Genomic DNA, 15,038 nt, shown 5'->3' with positions numbered 1-15,038 from the left:
GGAAGGAGCGGATAGCTTAAGCCTAAAATATAATAATGCAAAAACGCTGGACAGTAAAGGCATATCAACCAAATCAGGAACAGTTACTACAGTCATCATTACGCATACATCCCTTGCTATGCAGGTTACTGGTACAACGCAGCGTCACCAACTTTGAGGCTGCCCGCCAATTTTTTCGACCAACACTGGAAGATCTCCACGATCCCTGGAAGATGAAAGACATGGATAAAGCCATTTCCCGTATTGAACTGGCCTTTTTCCAACACGAAAAAATACTGGTTTACGGCGATTATGATGTAGATGGTACTACCGCCGTTGCTACTGTGTACGCTTTTCTACGAAAACTCTACAGTAACATCGAATTTTACATACCGCACCGCTACCGCGAAGGATATGGTATTTCCATGCAGGGTATTGAGTATGCCAGGGACAACGACTTTAGTCTTGTTATTGCCCTCGACTGCGGTATCAAATCCATAGAATATATTACGGCGGCAAAGGAATGGGGAATTGACTTCATTATCTGCGACCACCACCTACCCGATGCAATATTACCTCCGGCAGTGGCGATCCTGAATCCCAAGCAGGCCGACTGCCCCTACCCTTATAAAGAACTTAGCGGCTGCGGTATCGGCTACAAGCTGATTTCTGCCTTCGCTCAGAAAAGGGGACTTCCCGCTTCAGAAGCCAATAAATTCCTCGACCTGGTAGCCACCAGTATTGCTGCCGACATTGTTCCGATGACCGGTGAAAACAGGATACTGGCCTTTCATGGTCTCATAAAAGTAAATGAAGATCCCCTGCCGGGTATCAAAGCGCTGATTACGCTCAGCGCCCTGAAAGAAAAACTGACCATTTCCAATCTTGTTTTTGTAATTGCCCCCCGTGTAAACGCAGCTGGCAGAATGGACGATGCGAGAAAGGCGGTAAATCTTTTTATTGAAAACGATGTGGAAAAGGCTGCAGCCATTGCTGCGGTACTGCATGCTGATAATTTCGACAGGAAAGAAATTGACAGCACCATCACCCAGGAAGCCATTGTGCTCCTCCAAAATGATGCAGACATCGCCAAAAGAAAATCCACAGTCCTCTACCAGGCCCACTGGCATAAAGGAGTAGTAGGTATCGTAGCATCCCGCCTGATTGATAAATACTACTACCGTCCCACTATTATCCTGACCCAGTCAAATGATAAGGTAGCCGGATCGGCCCGGTCGGTAATGGGCTTTAATGTATATGAAGCCATTCATCAGTGTAAAGATCTCCTCGAAAACTATGGCGGCCACTTTTATGCGGCCGGAATGACACTGAAAACGGAAAATGTGAAGGCATTCCAGGAACGTTTCGAGGAAGTAGTGGCCAAAACAATACATCCTGATCAGCTGGTGCCCGAAATTGTGATCGATTCAGAAATTCACTTCTCTGATATCACACCTGCCTTCTTTAATATACTCAAACAATTTGAACCACTCGGACCGGAAAATCTCCGACCCGTATTTCTTGCCAGGAATCTTGTAGACAACGGTTATTCAAAGATTGTAAAAGAGGAACATATCAAATTTTCCGTAAAACAAGGAAGATACGGGCCAACAATGTCTGGCATCGGCTTTTATATGGCAGAAAAATTCCCGGTCATCGCCAGTAAGAAACCATTCGATATGGTGTTTTCCCTCGATGAAAATGAATGGAATGGTCAAACTTCCCTCCAGCTAAAAGTAATAGATATCAGAACGGGTGGTAATTAATTTTAGTGGGTACCGCTCTTAGCGCAATAACCCACAAAAATCAGCTACTTATGCTGTTTTAATAACCAGGTATATACGTCAGCATTGGCATAGGTACGGGTCCATGCATCATGTCCGCCTGTAGGATATTCCGTATACAGCACCGGGCTGCCAAGGGCTTTCAGCGCCTTTACCAATACCCGGGAGTTTTCCACATTTACGATAGGGTCATCTGCTGAATGAAAAACCCATGCAGGCATATTTTTTAACGCCGGCATACGATTAACATCTCCGCCGCCACAAATAGGAATAATAGCGGCAAATTGCTCCGGATGCGCTGAGCTCCAATCCCAGGTACCAAATCCTCCCATACTCAGGCCGGTCAGATAAACCCTGCTGGGATCCACATGGTAACTGGCCAATACCTCTTTGTATACCATATCGAGGTATTGCGGATTCCACCAACCACTCAGGCATTGCGGCGCAATCATCACAAAAGGTTTCCCGTTCACCACTTCTGCAAGACCGGAATTTCTCAGCATATTGATATCACTACCCATCTCTCCCAGCCCATGCAGAAAAATGACAACCGGCCATTTATAAGTTTTTTCGCTGTTATAGGTATCCGGGATATATAACAGGTAGTTACTGATGTTTCCCCCTTTTGTATCTATTTTCCTTACTGTGATCCCGGGTGTTTGTTCCGGGAAGGTATCGCCCGGCGGAGGTGTAACCGGTTTAGTACTACCTGGCTGACCTGATTCAACAGGTTTGGCTGTTTCTGTTTTGGAACAGGAAAAAAGTGCGAGCGCGCTCAACACAATGACATGGCTTAAAATCTTAATTGCTCTTTTTTTCATATAACTACTATAAACTAAAAATCCCCCGGTAATATACCGGGGGATAGGTTTTTCCAATATTTTTCTCTTGCTTTTTTTATTGGCAGTTTCGGGGGTTGCTGCAAATAAAAACTAAAATAAACAGGAAACGAAATATTTTTTTATTGCGTTGTTATACTATTTTTTTTCGCCCATTAATTCCACGCTTCTGTTTACAAATGCTGTAAGATCAGCTCCTGTTAACAGGTTCTGCGATAATAGTGCCAGATCTGCCAGATTTTTCACCTGCTTCTGCTGCAAAGTATTATCGCTTTCTTTCAGAATATGGGTATATACCGGGTGATTGGCATTCACTGTCATACTGATTTCATCAGGCATGTTGGCGTACCAGCTCATTCCGCCACCACCCATGGCAGCCATATCTTTCATGCGGCGCATCAGCTCGGGGCGGGTAACAATTACCGGCTGGGCATCTGCACTCAGGCCTTTCATTTCCACTTTGATATTTGGCTGGGTTACCTGTGTGCCAAACAGTTCCTTCAATGTACCTTCCTGCTCCTGCGATAATACAGTAGTGGTGTTCTCTTCTTTATCAATCAGGTTATCAGCAATATCCGCATCTACACGGGTGAAAGAAACGTTATCCCATTTCATTTCCATGTTATTAATGAAAGCCGCATCCACCATGGTTTCCATCTTCACCACTTTGAAGCCTTTATTTTTGGCAGCCTGCACATAACTGTCCTGCTGCACCGGATTAGTGGCATACAGTACCACGAGCTTCCCTTCCTTATTGGTTTGCAGGGCGGTTGTTTCAGTGCGGTATTCATCCTGTGTATAAAATTTACCGCCTTCCACATCTTCCATTATCAGGAACTTATTGGCTTTCTCCAGGAACTTGTCATCGGTCATCATGCCATATTTCACGAAGAGACCAATAGAATCCCATTTTTCTTCAAAAGAGGCACGGTCATTACGGAATATTTCATCCAGTTTGTCGGCCACTTTTTTAGTGATATGCGCATTAATTTTCTTCACATTGGGATCGCCCTGCAGATAGCTGCGGCTCACGTTCAACGGGATATCCGGGCTGTCGATCACACCATGCAGCAGCATCAGGAATTCCGGAACAATGTCTTTTACTTCATCCGTTACGTATACCTGGTTGGAGTACAGATTGATCTTATCTTTCTGCATCTCATAACTCTTATTAATTTTCGGGAAATACAGGATACCGGTGAGATTAAAAGGATAATCCACATTCAGATGAATCCAGAATAACGGAGCTTCTGCGTAAGGATATAACTCTTTATAAAAATTCTGATAATCTTCCGTAGTCAGTTCACTTGGCTTCTTGGTCCATGCGGGATTGGTATTGTTGATCTGTGTTCCTTCGAAGGTAACCGGAACAGGCAGGAACTTACAGAATTTTTCCAGGATAGAACGGATGCGGCCATCTTCCAGGAATTCTTCGCTTTCCTCGTTAATATACATTACGATTTCAGTTCCCCGATCGGCTTTGGTGGTTTCTTCCAATTCGTATTCAGGACTGCCGTCACACTCCCAACGAACAGCGGCAGCATCGTCTTTCCAGGATTTGGAAAAGATTTCCACTTTGCTGCTGACCATAAAAGAAGAATAAAAACCCAGACCAAAATGTCCGATGATATTAGTGCCATTCTCCTGTCCCTTGTATTTTTTCAGGAATTCCTCTGCTCCTGAAAATGCTACCTGGTTAATATATTTATCAACTTCCTCTGCAGTCATACCAATACCGTGGTCTGCAATGGTGATCGTTTTCTTTTCCTTATCCACGCTAACATTAATCGCAATGTCGCCCAGATCCCCCTTAAATTCGCCCACACTGGCCAATGTCTTTAATTTCTGGGTAGCATCCACGGCATTGCTGACCAGTTCGCGGATAAAAATTTCATGATCTGAATACAGGAACTTTTTGATAATTGGAAATATGTTCTCTGTCTGAACACGTATTGCACCTTTTTGCATCGGCTATATGATTTTTTTTGTGAACTTTTTCAAAGTGTGTGCCAGCAGGGTTATACTGACAAGATGACAAGAAACATATTGTAAAAATAATAACTATCATCAGCTACTGTGAATATACAGCACCTATGCAAACCGGCACAAGTTTTAAATAAAAAAGATCAGGGGAAGATTTTGTGCTGCAGTAAACCTCCTATGGAAACAGGAGACCACCACCGGAAGTAGTTATTAACAAAAAAATCATACCGGCGATTGTAGGTAATTGCGTAGATTTATTACACCGAAATCTGATTACCCCGTTTCTAAAAACTTTCTATGGAAAAACCTTTACGCTCCTTATTATTTCTTTGTTTTTTTATGGCTGAAAGCGCGGTTGGTCAAACCAATCCCGGTGCGCAATCATTGCCTTATCAGCAGAATTTTGATGCGTTGCCCGCATCTGCGACCCTTTACCCTGCGGGATGGCAGGGGTGGTTGCTAAGCGGTGCGCCGTCCGGCAGCTTCAATACGGCAACCCCGGCGGGCGATAAACCATTGATTGCCAGCGGCAGTGCTTCTTCCACAGCAAATGGCGTATATAACTATGCCGGCAAACTTGGGTTTCTGAATAGCGGAAGTGCGGATAACGCATTGGTACTTTCCATCAATACCGGCGGGCAACAAAATGTACAGCTGAGTTACGATGTAATGACCATCAGGAATCCTTACGACGGTAATTCAAATTCCAGGATCAATGAAGTAGTGGTACAATATCGTATAGGCGACACCGGTAGTTTTACCAGTATTGGCGAAACAGCCTATCAGAATGACACTATTACGCAAACAGGATCCGGTATCACCCAGCCTCAGCACCTGGTCAGCGAATCTGTAATGCTCCCCCCGGCCTGCAACAACCAGGCACTGGTGCAGTTACGCTGGGTAAACAGGCAAATCAGCGGCGCAGGATCCAGGCCCGGGTTTGCGATTGATAATATACAGGCCGCCGGTTCCGGCAGAGATACTACCTTGCCTGTTATCAGCCAGCTGGTTCCGGCTAATGCTGCTGTGGGGGTTTCTCCTGTTACATCTCCCCAAATTATATTCAGTGAAAATATACAGGCGGGCAGCGGATGGATATACCTGCACAACAGCACAGGGGCAACAGATAGTTTTGCCATCGGTAATGCTGCCGTTATCATCGGCAGTAATACGCTGACGATTAAGAAAATACTCCAACCTAACCGTCATTATTATATTACAGCGGACAACGGTATTATAAAAGACCTCTCAGATAACGCCTTTGCCGGTATCAGTGATACTACACAATGGGGCTTTATCACCGGTGACCAGGAACTCAATTACAACTTCAATGACTGCAGTCCCAACGGCAGCAGCCAGCTGAGCGGCGGGTTTACACAGTATAGCATAAGCGGTGCACAGCTTTGGGGTTGTACTACTTTTGGACAAAATAACAGCAATGGCATACAGATAAACGGCTACAGCGGAGGCGCCGTTGAAAATGAAGACTGGCTGATTTCCCCGGCCTTTGACCTGACAGGTTTACATTTTCCGCTGCTGCAGTTTAGCAGTCGCACTGCCTTTGCCGGTCCGTCTCTTAGTCTGCGGGTTTCTACCGATTATAACGGCAGCGGCGATCCGCGGCTGGCGACCTGGACCACCGTCAACGGGCGTTTTCCGGATGCCGGCAGCGATGTATGGAAATTATCTTCCGGTATTAATCTGACATCCTTTAAACAGGCCAACGTGTATGTTGCCTTTGTGTATACTTCAGGTCCCGCCGTACAGGCAGCCCGCTGGACTATCGACGATTTCGGAATAAAAGATACTACCGCGGCACCGGCGCCTACGCTGAACAGCAGTCCGGCTGCACTGGATTTCGATTATGTAAAATCCGGTCAGACATCAGAGGCGCAAAGCGTTCGTTTTTGGGCCAATGATTTTAGCGGCGACCTGCAAATCAGTGCACCGGCGGGTTTCAAGGTGTCGCTCGACAGCAGCAATTACAGCAGCCAGGTGACCTTTACGCAGGCTGTTATCCAGTCGGGCCCCCGTGAAGTATATGTAAAATTTGCTCCGGCGGCGGCCAACCAGGCGTATAACGGCAATCTGACCTTTACTGCTGCCGGGTTTACGGATCATCACATTACATTATCCGGCACTTCGCTCCGGTCTTTAAAAGTGGTGAACTGGAACATAGAATGGTTTGGCAGCCCTGTGCAAAACCCGGCAAACGACAGCTTACAACAGGCAAACGTAACAACGGTGCTTAAAAAGCTGGATGCAGATATTTTTGCGCTGGCAGAAGTGGTGGATACCGCACGTTTCAGGGCAGTGGTTCAGCAATTGCCCGGCTACAGCTATGTATTATCAGATTATGGATCTTATGCCGACAGTTTACAGGATGTGGATTATGTAAGTGCTCAGAAGCTGGCATTTGTGTATAAAACTGCCGTGATCCGGAAGATCCGCACCTATGGCGTATTACGACAGGGTGGCAGCAGCAATGCCTATTACAATTGGTCATCCGGCCGTTTCCCTTACCTGATGGAGGCTACTGCCAAACTGGATAACGATTCCGCGAGGATACAGTTCATTTTGCTGCATGCCAAAGCCAACACCGGTACCAAGCCGGAAAAGATCGCTTCCTGGAACAGGCGGAGAGATGGTTTGAAGGAATTGAAAGATACACTGGATGGGCAGTATACTTACAAGAATATTATTATGTTGGGAGATTTTAATGATGACCTGTCCAAAACCATTACTACGGAACTGTTACCGGATACCACCACTTCCTATATTGACTTTATGAACGACAGCATCGACTACCGGCCGCTGACGCTTCCACTGAGTTTATCGGGACAGCGGTCCACCGTGAGCTATCCATCCGTGATTGACAACGTCATTGCCTCCAATGAAGTGGGGGTAGCCTATGTGCCTGGTTCGGCACGAGTGCAAACCCAGGTGGAAAAACTGGTAAGCAGCTATGGTTCCACTACCACAGACCATTACCCGGTATTGAGCCGTTATCGCCTGCAGGTTTTGGCTAATCCATTGCCGGTGACCGGGTTTGATGCAAAGATGGATGGTAATAAAGTGCTGGTAAGCTGGAATACGCCGTATGAGATTAACAGTAAACACTTTGTGGTAGAGCGTTCCAGGAATTTCCAAACCTTTGAGCCGGTGGATACGGTGGTAGCACATGGCAGTACTACTGATGCGTCTGCTTATATCAGCTATGATGAAAAGCCCTGGTCCGGATTTTCGTTGTACCGTTTAAAAACGGTAGGACTGGACAGTACGGTGAAATACAGCCCCGTGAAAACGGTATTTGTGATAGATAAAGATCTGTGGTTAAAGCTCTTATGGTGTATCTTTGGCCACCAGCTGCAGTATTGGATGGATTGGCCGCGAGAAGGACAGGCGAGCGTGCAGTTGATCGATGTACAGGGGCATATCCGTTACCAGGAACGCACGGTACTGATCAAGGGAAGAAACTATAAGACAATAGATATAAACCAGCTTCCAACAGGTATTTATTTCCTGCGGGTACAGTCGGGTAACCAGGTACAGGTTAGCAAAATCCTCGTTAACCACTGATCTTTTTGAAAAAACCATGCAATAAGACGCCGCTCCGGACCACCGGGGCGGTTTTTTTATGTCTTAGATCACTGATTTTCAGCAAAATATACATACGCGGTAAGATATTTGGGGAATAGGGGACTAATCGTGTGGAAATAACGAATAGTTCAGTATCTTTGCGGTCCTAATTTTTTAATTAAACCATTTAAAACAGGGAATTATGAACTACGAATTGATGGTGATCTTTACCCCTGTGCTTTCTGAGGACGACTACAAAGCCGCCCAAAAGAAGTTCGCTGATGTCATTAAAGACAACGGCGGCGAAATCACGCACGAAAATCCCTGGGGATTAAGATCACTGGCGTATCCTATCCGGAAAAAAACTACAGGAATGTATGTTGTTCTGGAGTACAATGCGCCATCCGACCTCAATGAGAAGCTGAAAATCCAGCTGAATCGCGATGAAAATGTATTACGTCACATGATTACTGCACTGGACAAGCACGCTGTTGCTTACAACGGTCGCAAAAGACATGGCGTAAATGCTGAATCTAAAACCACTGAAGCTTAAAATTATGGCAGTTAAACCGAAACAAGAAATCAAGTACTTAACGGCCGTAAAAACCGAGAAACGTCAGAAGAAATACTGCCGTTTCAAGAAGTTGGGCATCAGGTACGTAGATTACAAAGACGCGGAGTTTTTGAAGAAATTTTTGAACGATCAAGGCAAAATGTTGCCACGTCGTATTACGGGTAACTCCCTGAAATTTCAGCGTAAAGTAGCCCAGGCTATTAAGAAAGCTCGTCAAATGGCTTTATTGCCTTATGTTACTGACCTTTTAAAGTAAGAAGTTATGCAAATTATCTTAATACAAGACGTAGATAACCTGGGTCAGAAGAATGAACTGGTTAGCGTAAAAAATGGTTACGCCAGGAACTTCCTGATTCCTCAGAAATTTGCGGTGGAAGCAAGCCCTTCTAACATGAAGCAACTGCAGGAACGCCTGAAGGTGCAGAAAGTGAAAGAAGAGAAACTGCTGGCTGAAATTGCGAAAGTAGTGGAAGTTCTGAAAGCTTCTCCTGTTAAAATTGGCGCTAAAACCGGTACTTCCGGTAAAATATTCGGTAGCGTAACTGGTGTTCAGATTGCCCGTGCAATTAAAGAACAGAAAGGTTATGAAATTGACCGTCGCCGCATCCACATCCTGGATGATGTTAAAGAACTGGGTACATACAAAGCACGCCTCGATTTCGGTAAAGGCAATGAAACCGAACTGGAATTTGAAGTAGTGGCTGAGTAATATTCCAACTTGTTGGAAAAAGAAACTTCCCGGGCTTATTCAGCCCGGGATTTTTTTATGCCGGGATCATCCTGCCTGGTTTTCATGAACAAATGGCAGCTCGCAGCCCTCTTCCCATAATAAATCACCACCTGAAAACTCAGATCTTATTAGTATTTTCATACCCTATTCGCCATGGGTATGAGAAATGTAATCTATTGTTTATTTATCGTTATCACCGTTTCGGCCTGCAGTACCAATAAATACAAGGCAAACCTGCCCCGTTTAACCACTATCGGTATCCGTGGAGAAAACATCCCGCAGTATACTTTTCATTACGATGATGCCGGCAACCTCCGGGAACTGGTGCATCATGAACAGTTTAACGATACCAATGTCAGCACATTTTTTTATGACAGCTCCCATCGCATTACCGGCATGGTATTGTCTGACCGCGATACCTCCTTCAATAAGGTAAAGGAACGCGCCAAAGTAACTTCCTGGGATACTGACGGCAATGTAACGGGGATACAATATTTTGATGCGCAGGAGCACCCCTTACGCACAGCCACCATCCGATGGAAAAAGGGACTGCCGGAAGCGATGAAATATTCAGACTCCACCCAGGCTATCAGCTGGAATTACAAAGAGGGTAATCCTGAAAGAAAAGATATTTGCATTGATACCTTCGCGGGAAAAACGAAAGATACGCTTATCACCCTACGTACAGCGCACTATGAATGGGATGATTCCGTGAACCCGCTTCATCCGCTTTTAAATCAACTGGTCATTAGTCATGCGGTAGCGCCGGTGATCTATCTTACACCAACCGGCGACCTGTCAAATGCCTTTCTGCATCTCAGCAGCAATAATCCCTCCCTGGTGAAGATCTCAGAAAAGGAAAAATCCATTTACCAGCAACATTTCCAGGAATATGAACGTTCTACCACTGTTCAATATACCTATTCGTATAATGGTAACGGCTATCCCAAAGGCGCCTGGGTGCATCTGCGCAGTGAAGGATTTACCAAACTGGGCACCGACACGCAATTCATACTGGAATATCGTTACGAGTAAAGTGTGTTATTGATGATTTTTCATTAACTTTTAGGGGATGAAAATCACGGACCGACTCAAAATAATGCCGGTTACGCTGGTGCTGATTGCAATAAATACGGTAGTATTCCTGTTTACTATATTAAAGGGAATGGACATCTGGTGGGGAGATGGAACACTGCTGCTGCACACCGGTGGTAATTACTGGCCATTGACCGTATCGCAGCAGCAATACTGGCGGCTTGTAAGCAGTATGTTTTTGCATGCCGGATTATGGCACCTGCTCACTAACATGCTGGGATTATTCATCGGAGGCTTTTTCCTGGAACCGGTATTGCGCAGCATAAGATATAGTGTGGCCTATCTTTTTACAGGTCTCTTATCCGACTATGTGAGTATCTGGTATCATAAAGGCGCTATAGGAGTGGGAGCTTCGGGAGCCATTTTTGGGATTTACGGTGTGTTCCTGGCGTTGCTTACTACCTCCCTCTTCTCCTGGGAAATGCGTAAAGCTTTCCTCGCTTATATCGGTTTATTTATATCATTAAACGTAATAGCGGCAGCTATCTCACAGGGAGTAGATAATGCCGCGCACCTGGCAGGCTTTTTAAGTGGCACCGTGATGGGATATATTTTCTTCTTTACTTTAAAAAAAGCAGATGGAGAAAGACTATATCCCTGACCATCTCCCATGGTTCTAAATACTTACATTTGTACACTTAAATGCGACAAAAGATGATGAATAAGTTATGGTCCCTGCTCTGTGCCGCCACAATACTGGCGCTGGGCTGCAAAAATAAACAGACAGGCAATACGGCTAATTCCAGTAACGATTCCACCCCTCCTGCCATTAACAGCATCCCGGATGATACCGTTCAATTGGGTAATAAAACATTTCTTGTCTATTTTATTGAGAAAGCAGATTTCGACAAGTACCCGCTGCCTCCGGTTGATTCCAGCGAAGCGGATGTACTGGCAAAAGATACACTGGTAAAACGCAGCAGTAACAAACTAACTATACAACTGCAAAATGGCAAACAAAGAGTGATGGCTAACAACAGCAGTGAAGGAGAAGATTATATCGGGTATACCTACGCTGCCAACTACCCGGCTATTAACAGAAAAGGTTTCTTCGTTACTTATTATGAAGGCAGCGGCTTTGAGCTGGTAAATGCCCTCAACGGAGATTCGATGATGACCTGGTCCGCCCCTTATTTATCGCCCGACAAGAAGTATATCCTGACCGCTTCCATGGACCTCGTAGCCGCCTTTGATCCCAATGGATTTCAACTGTTTTCGGTAAATAATAACGAAATAAAAGCAGTGGGAGAAGCGAACCTCGACGACTGGGGCCCCGGCATGGTGCAGTGGATAAATAATAAAACAATCCTCTCTGAATACATTACCATCAACGACGATGGAAATACGCAGATACGGTATATAAAAATGGTGATGCAATAAACACTATTTAGTATCTTTAAACAGGCATCATCATCAATCCACGCTATACATGAAAAAGCTGATCACCTCAGGACTGTTGCTTGTATTTACCTGTTCCTATACGGCATTTGCATTTGCTGCAAACACACCCGTAAATACACTGTTACAGGCCCCTACTATGAATATAGAAGGCACCGCCAGTTCCATAGTAAGTAAGCTGGATAAATCATTGTCACTCACAGATGTGCAAAAGCCAAAGTTACTCAACATCGTTACCAACTATTTAAGACAGAAAGTAGCGATTCAGCCACTGCAGCAAAGTAACGTTAAAGCCTATACGACAAAAATGAACAGTATGCAAAACGGTCTGCATGCAAAATTAAAGCCATTGCTCACCCTTACACAATACACGTCTTTCCAGGCCCTGAAGCCGGCGTCTTACGACGAAACCAACGTTTTATCGCAACTGTTTTACTAAGCGGAAAGTGTAAGGCATAAAGCCAAAAGCTATTGAAGCGAACGATTAATGCGGAATTTTCGTGTCCGTCCTGTTCACTCGCTTCAATAGCTTTTGGCTTTATGCCTTACGCTTTCTGCTTATACAATAATTTGCCTGTCGCGGGCCACGATCCGCCAATTAGCCACTACCGCATTTTTTTCCGCGACATAAGCTTTTTCATATAACGCTACTGTAGGACAAATATGTAATGGCACACCGTAAAACACGGTACCAACAGGATATTGCGTGGCATCTGCCACTTGGAGCACCAGGTGCTCCTCACTTTGTGATACAGGCGAGGCTGCAGGCGCATTCAGAAAATGTACCCTTGGCTGCGGATTTTCGGCGGCCACCGATTTATGTCCCAGATCCAGGCAGATATGTGTATTATCAATCACGGAAATAACCCTGCTAAGTACCAGCGCAGCCCATTTAAATGGCTGCTCCGGTAAATTCTTTCCGTATCCCCAATCCCAGAAAATAAAGGTACCCGGACTGCATTGAATGGCGTCCCTCCCTGCATGAATGGGGAAAGTAGGACTTCCGCCGGCAACAATTACGGTTTGTGGCAACCCGCTATCTGCTATCTGCGCGGCCAGCGCCGCTACCGGCGCATAGGCGGCATCACATTTTTCTTTTCGTACAGCCATATCCGTATCATGGATATGACCATCGTAGACATGAAGCCCTGCCGGTTCAATTCCCGGTAATGTATGCAGGTATTGATACAATTCCAGCGCAGCTTTGCCTGGCCTTATCCCCGTGCGGTTCATTCCTACATTCAGATCCAGGTACACCGGTAAACGACGTCCCTGCGAGGAAAATGTATCACTGATAGCCAATGCTGCATCACGGCTGTCCACTGTGCAGGAGTAAACTGTTTGCGGATATTTCTGTACAAGCTCCAGTAACCGCACAATTTTAGGGCCTACCGGCTGATAAGCCATCAGTACATCAGGGGCATTTACCATACCGAGCATTTCCGCCTCCGCAATGGTGGCACACTTAAACTTCTGTATGCCCTCTGCAAGCATCAACTGTACTACCTCCGCGATCTTATTTGTTTTTACGTGGGGTCGTAACCGTTGCACATCGTCGATCATTGTTTTCAACAACGAAATATTTTCCGCTATCCTGTCTTTATAAACTATTACCGCCGGAGAATCAATCTGCGCGGCATTGGTAAGCTGATACCATTCCATGAAAAGAAATTTAGCATATTATTTTGTTGCACCTATCCTTCTCCGCTGCATTCACTAACAGCTAAAAGCTAATGCCTAAAAGCTAGACCACCATACTTAACAGCAAACAGCCGATCAGTCCCGTTACCGAAACAATTGTTTCCATCACCGACCATGTTTTTATAGTGTCCTTTACTGACAAGTTAAAGTATTCCTTGAACATCCAGAAACCACCGTCATTAACATGCGAAAACATCAGGCTGCCCGCGCCGGTAGCCAGTACCATCAGGTTGGGATTTACACCGGAAGCTGCTATCATGGGCGCTACAATACCCGCGGTTGTTAGCCCGGCTACAGTAGCAGATCCTATACAAACCCGTATGATAGCGGCAATACCCCAGGCCAGCAACAACGGGTGCAGGTGCATACCCTGCAATGTTTCCGCGATATAACTGCTCACTTTACTATCATGCAATAACTGCGTAAGCGCACCGGAACCACCTATCACCAGTATAATCACCGCCACATCGCGCACGGCGTCGTCCATGATACCCATCACTTTTTTTGCCGGCATTCCCCTTCTCAGTCCCAACAGGTACATACTGTTTAATACCGCCAGCAGCATCACTATCAAGGGTTCTCCCAGCCAGTTAGCCACCTGGTAAAGCGGATCATCTGTTTTTACGGATAATTTTACCAGCGCTGTAACTGCCAGTAAAAATACGGGGAGCAATGCGGAAAATAAACTGGTAAACATGCCCGGCAGTTCATTTTCCGGGATAGGCGCCGCTACAAACATTTTTCCCGGGGCACTGGTATAATGCCGCAGAAAACGGGAGAATACGGGCCCTGCCAATATAATGGCCGGTATCGCTACAATCACTCCAAATAACAAGGTAATCCCCATATTGGCGTGGAACTGCTGTACTAATGCAGTAGGCGACGGATGCGGCGGTAAATAACCATGTGTAACCGATAAAGAGGCCAGCATAGGAATACCCAGGTATACCACCGGCAGCTTTGTTCGGGCGGCCACCGTAAAAATGAGCGGTACCATCAACACAAACCCAATATTATAAAAGAGAGGAATGCCTACAATAAAACCGGTGAGCATCAGCGACCACTGCACATACTTTGGACCAAAAAGGTTCATTAATCCGCCAGCTATTTTTTGCCCAGCCCCGCTTTCCGCCACCAGCTTACCTAACATGCTGCCAAAAACAATCACTACGATCAGTGAACCCAGTGTTTTGCCAATACCCGTTTGAATGGATTGTGTGATGTCCGTTACATTCATATGCAACGCCAATCCCATTAGTAAAGACACGATCAGGAAAGAAAGGAAGGTGTTTAACCGCAGCCAGGTGACCAGTAGGACCAGCAAAATAATAGCTGCAATAACGATTAATAAGGGCATATCGCTTACTGTTTTACAT

13 protein-coding genes are annotated in these 15,038 nt (G+C 45.5%); 9 read left to right on the top strand and 4 right to left on the bottom strand.

What is annotated here, in order from left to right; translation table 11 throughout:
• Positions 1-35: 35 nt before the first annotated feature.
• Entirely contained in the window at positions 36-1,745 is a 1,710-nt protein-coding gene (gene recJ / locus KE626_RS18970; protein WP_211974507.1) for a single-stranded-DNA-specific exonuclease RecJ, read from the top strand.
• Positions 1,746-1,789: 44 nt separating this feature from the next.
• Here the strand turns inward: recJ and KE626_RS18965 are convergent, their stop codons facing one another.
• Both KE626_RS18965 and htpG read right to left on the bottom strand, forming a co-directional pair.
• Positions 1,790-2,584, bottom strand: a complete 795-nt coding sequence (locus KE626_RS18965; protein WP_211974506.1) for a carboxylesterase family protein — start codon at positions 2,582-2,584, stop codon at positions 1,790-1,792.
• 156 nt (positions 2,585-2,740) lie between these two features.
• Entirely contained in the window at positions 2,741-4,570 is a 1,830-nt protein-coding gene (gene htpG / locus KE626_RS18960) for a molecular chaperone HtpG (RefSeq protein ID WP_211974505.1), read from the bottom strand.
• Between the two features lie 312 nt (positions 4,571-4,882).
• On the opposite strand from htpG, the gene KE626_RS18955 reads away from it, so the two are divergent.
• The 8 genes from KE626_RS18955 (at position 4,883) to KE626_RS18920 (ending at position 12,400) form a co-directional block, all read left to right on the top strand.
• Positions 4,883-8,164, top strand: a complete 3,282-nt coding sequence (locus KE626_RS18955; protein WP_211974504.1) for a T9SS-dependent choice-of-anchor J family protein — start codon at positions 4,883-4,885, stop codon at positions 8,162-8,164.
• Positions 8,165-8,366: 202 nt separating this feature from the next.
• A complete protein-coding gene (gene rpsF, locus KE626_RS18950) occupies positions 8,367-8,717 on the top strand; it encodes a 30S ribosomal protein S6 (protein ID WP_249207562.1) in 351 nt (116 codons plus the stop codon).
• 4 nt (positions 8,718-8,721) lie between these two features.
• Positions 8,722-8,994, top strand: coding sequence for a 30S ribosomal protein S18 (gene rpsR, locus KE626_RS18945; RefSeq protein ID WP_133806446.1), 273 nt, complete (start codon positions 8,722-8,724; stop codon positions 8,992-8,994).
• A 6-nt stretch (positions 8,995-9,000) separates the two neighbouring features.
• A complete protein-coding gene (gene rplI, locus KE626_RS18940) occupies positions 9,001-9,447 on the top strand; it encodes a 50S ribosomal protein L9 (protein WP_079469410.1) in 447 nt (148 codons plus the stop codon).
• A 180-nt stretch (positions 9,448-9,627) separates the two neighbouring features.
• A complete protein-coding gene (locus KE626_RS18935) occupies positions 9,628-10,503 on the top strand; it encodes a hypothetical protein (protein WP_211974503.1) in 876 nt (291 codons plus the stop codon).
• A gap of 37 nt (positions 10,504-10,540) precedes the next feature.
• On the top strand, positions 10,541-11,164 hold the full coding sequence (locus tag KE626_RS18930) for a rhomboid family intramembrane serine protease (protein ID WP_211974502.1): 624 nt from the start codon (positions 10,541-10,543) through the stop codon (positions 11,162-11,164).
• Between the two features lie 53 nt (positions 11,165-11,217).
• The gene (locus KE626_RS18925) at positions 11,218-11,943 is read left to right on the top strand and encodes a hypothetical protein (protein WP_211974501.1); all 726 of its coding nucleotides are present in this window, start codon (positions 11,218-11,220) and stop codon (positions 11,941-11,943) included.
• Positions 11,944-11,992: 49 nt separating this feature from the next.
• Positions 11,993-12,400: a hypothetical protein gene (locus KE626_RS18920; RefSeq protein WP_211974500.1), complete on the top strand. Its 408-nt coding sequence runs from the start codon at positions 11,993-11,995 to the stop codon at positions 12,398-12,400.
• 119 nt (positions 12,401-12,519) lie between these two features.
• Here the strand turns inward: KE626_RS18920 and KE626_RS18915 are convergent, their stop codons facing one another.
• Together KE626_RS18915 and KE626_RS18910 are read right to left on the bottom strand one after the other, a co-directional pair.
• Positions 12,520-13,623: a D-TA family PLP-dependent enzyme gene (locus KE626_RS18915; RefSeq protein WP_211974499.1), complete on the bottom strand. Its 1,104-nt coding sequence runs from the start codon at positions 13,621-13,623 to the stop codon at positions 12,520-12,522.
• Between the two features lie 82 nt (positions 13,624-13,705).
• Positions 13,706-15,019 carry a gluconate:H+ symporter gene (locus KE626_RS18910; protein WP_211974498.1) on the bottom strand — a complete coding sequence of 438 codons (1,314 nt, stop codon included), beginning with the start codon at positions 15,017-15,019 and terminating at the stop codon, positions 13,706-13,708.
• Positions 15,020-15,038 lie beyond the last annotated feature (19 nt).

Source organism: Chitinophaga hostae, assembly GCF_018224885.1.
Taxonomy (GTDB): Bacteria; Bacteroidota; Bacteroidia; order Chitinophagales; family Chitinophagaceae; genus Chitinophaga; species Chitinophaga hostae.
This window is presented reverse-complemented; position numbering and strand designations above follow the sequence as displayed.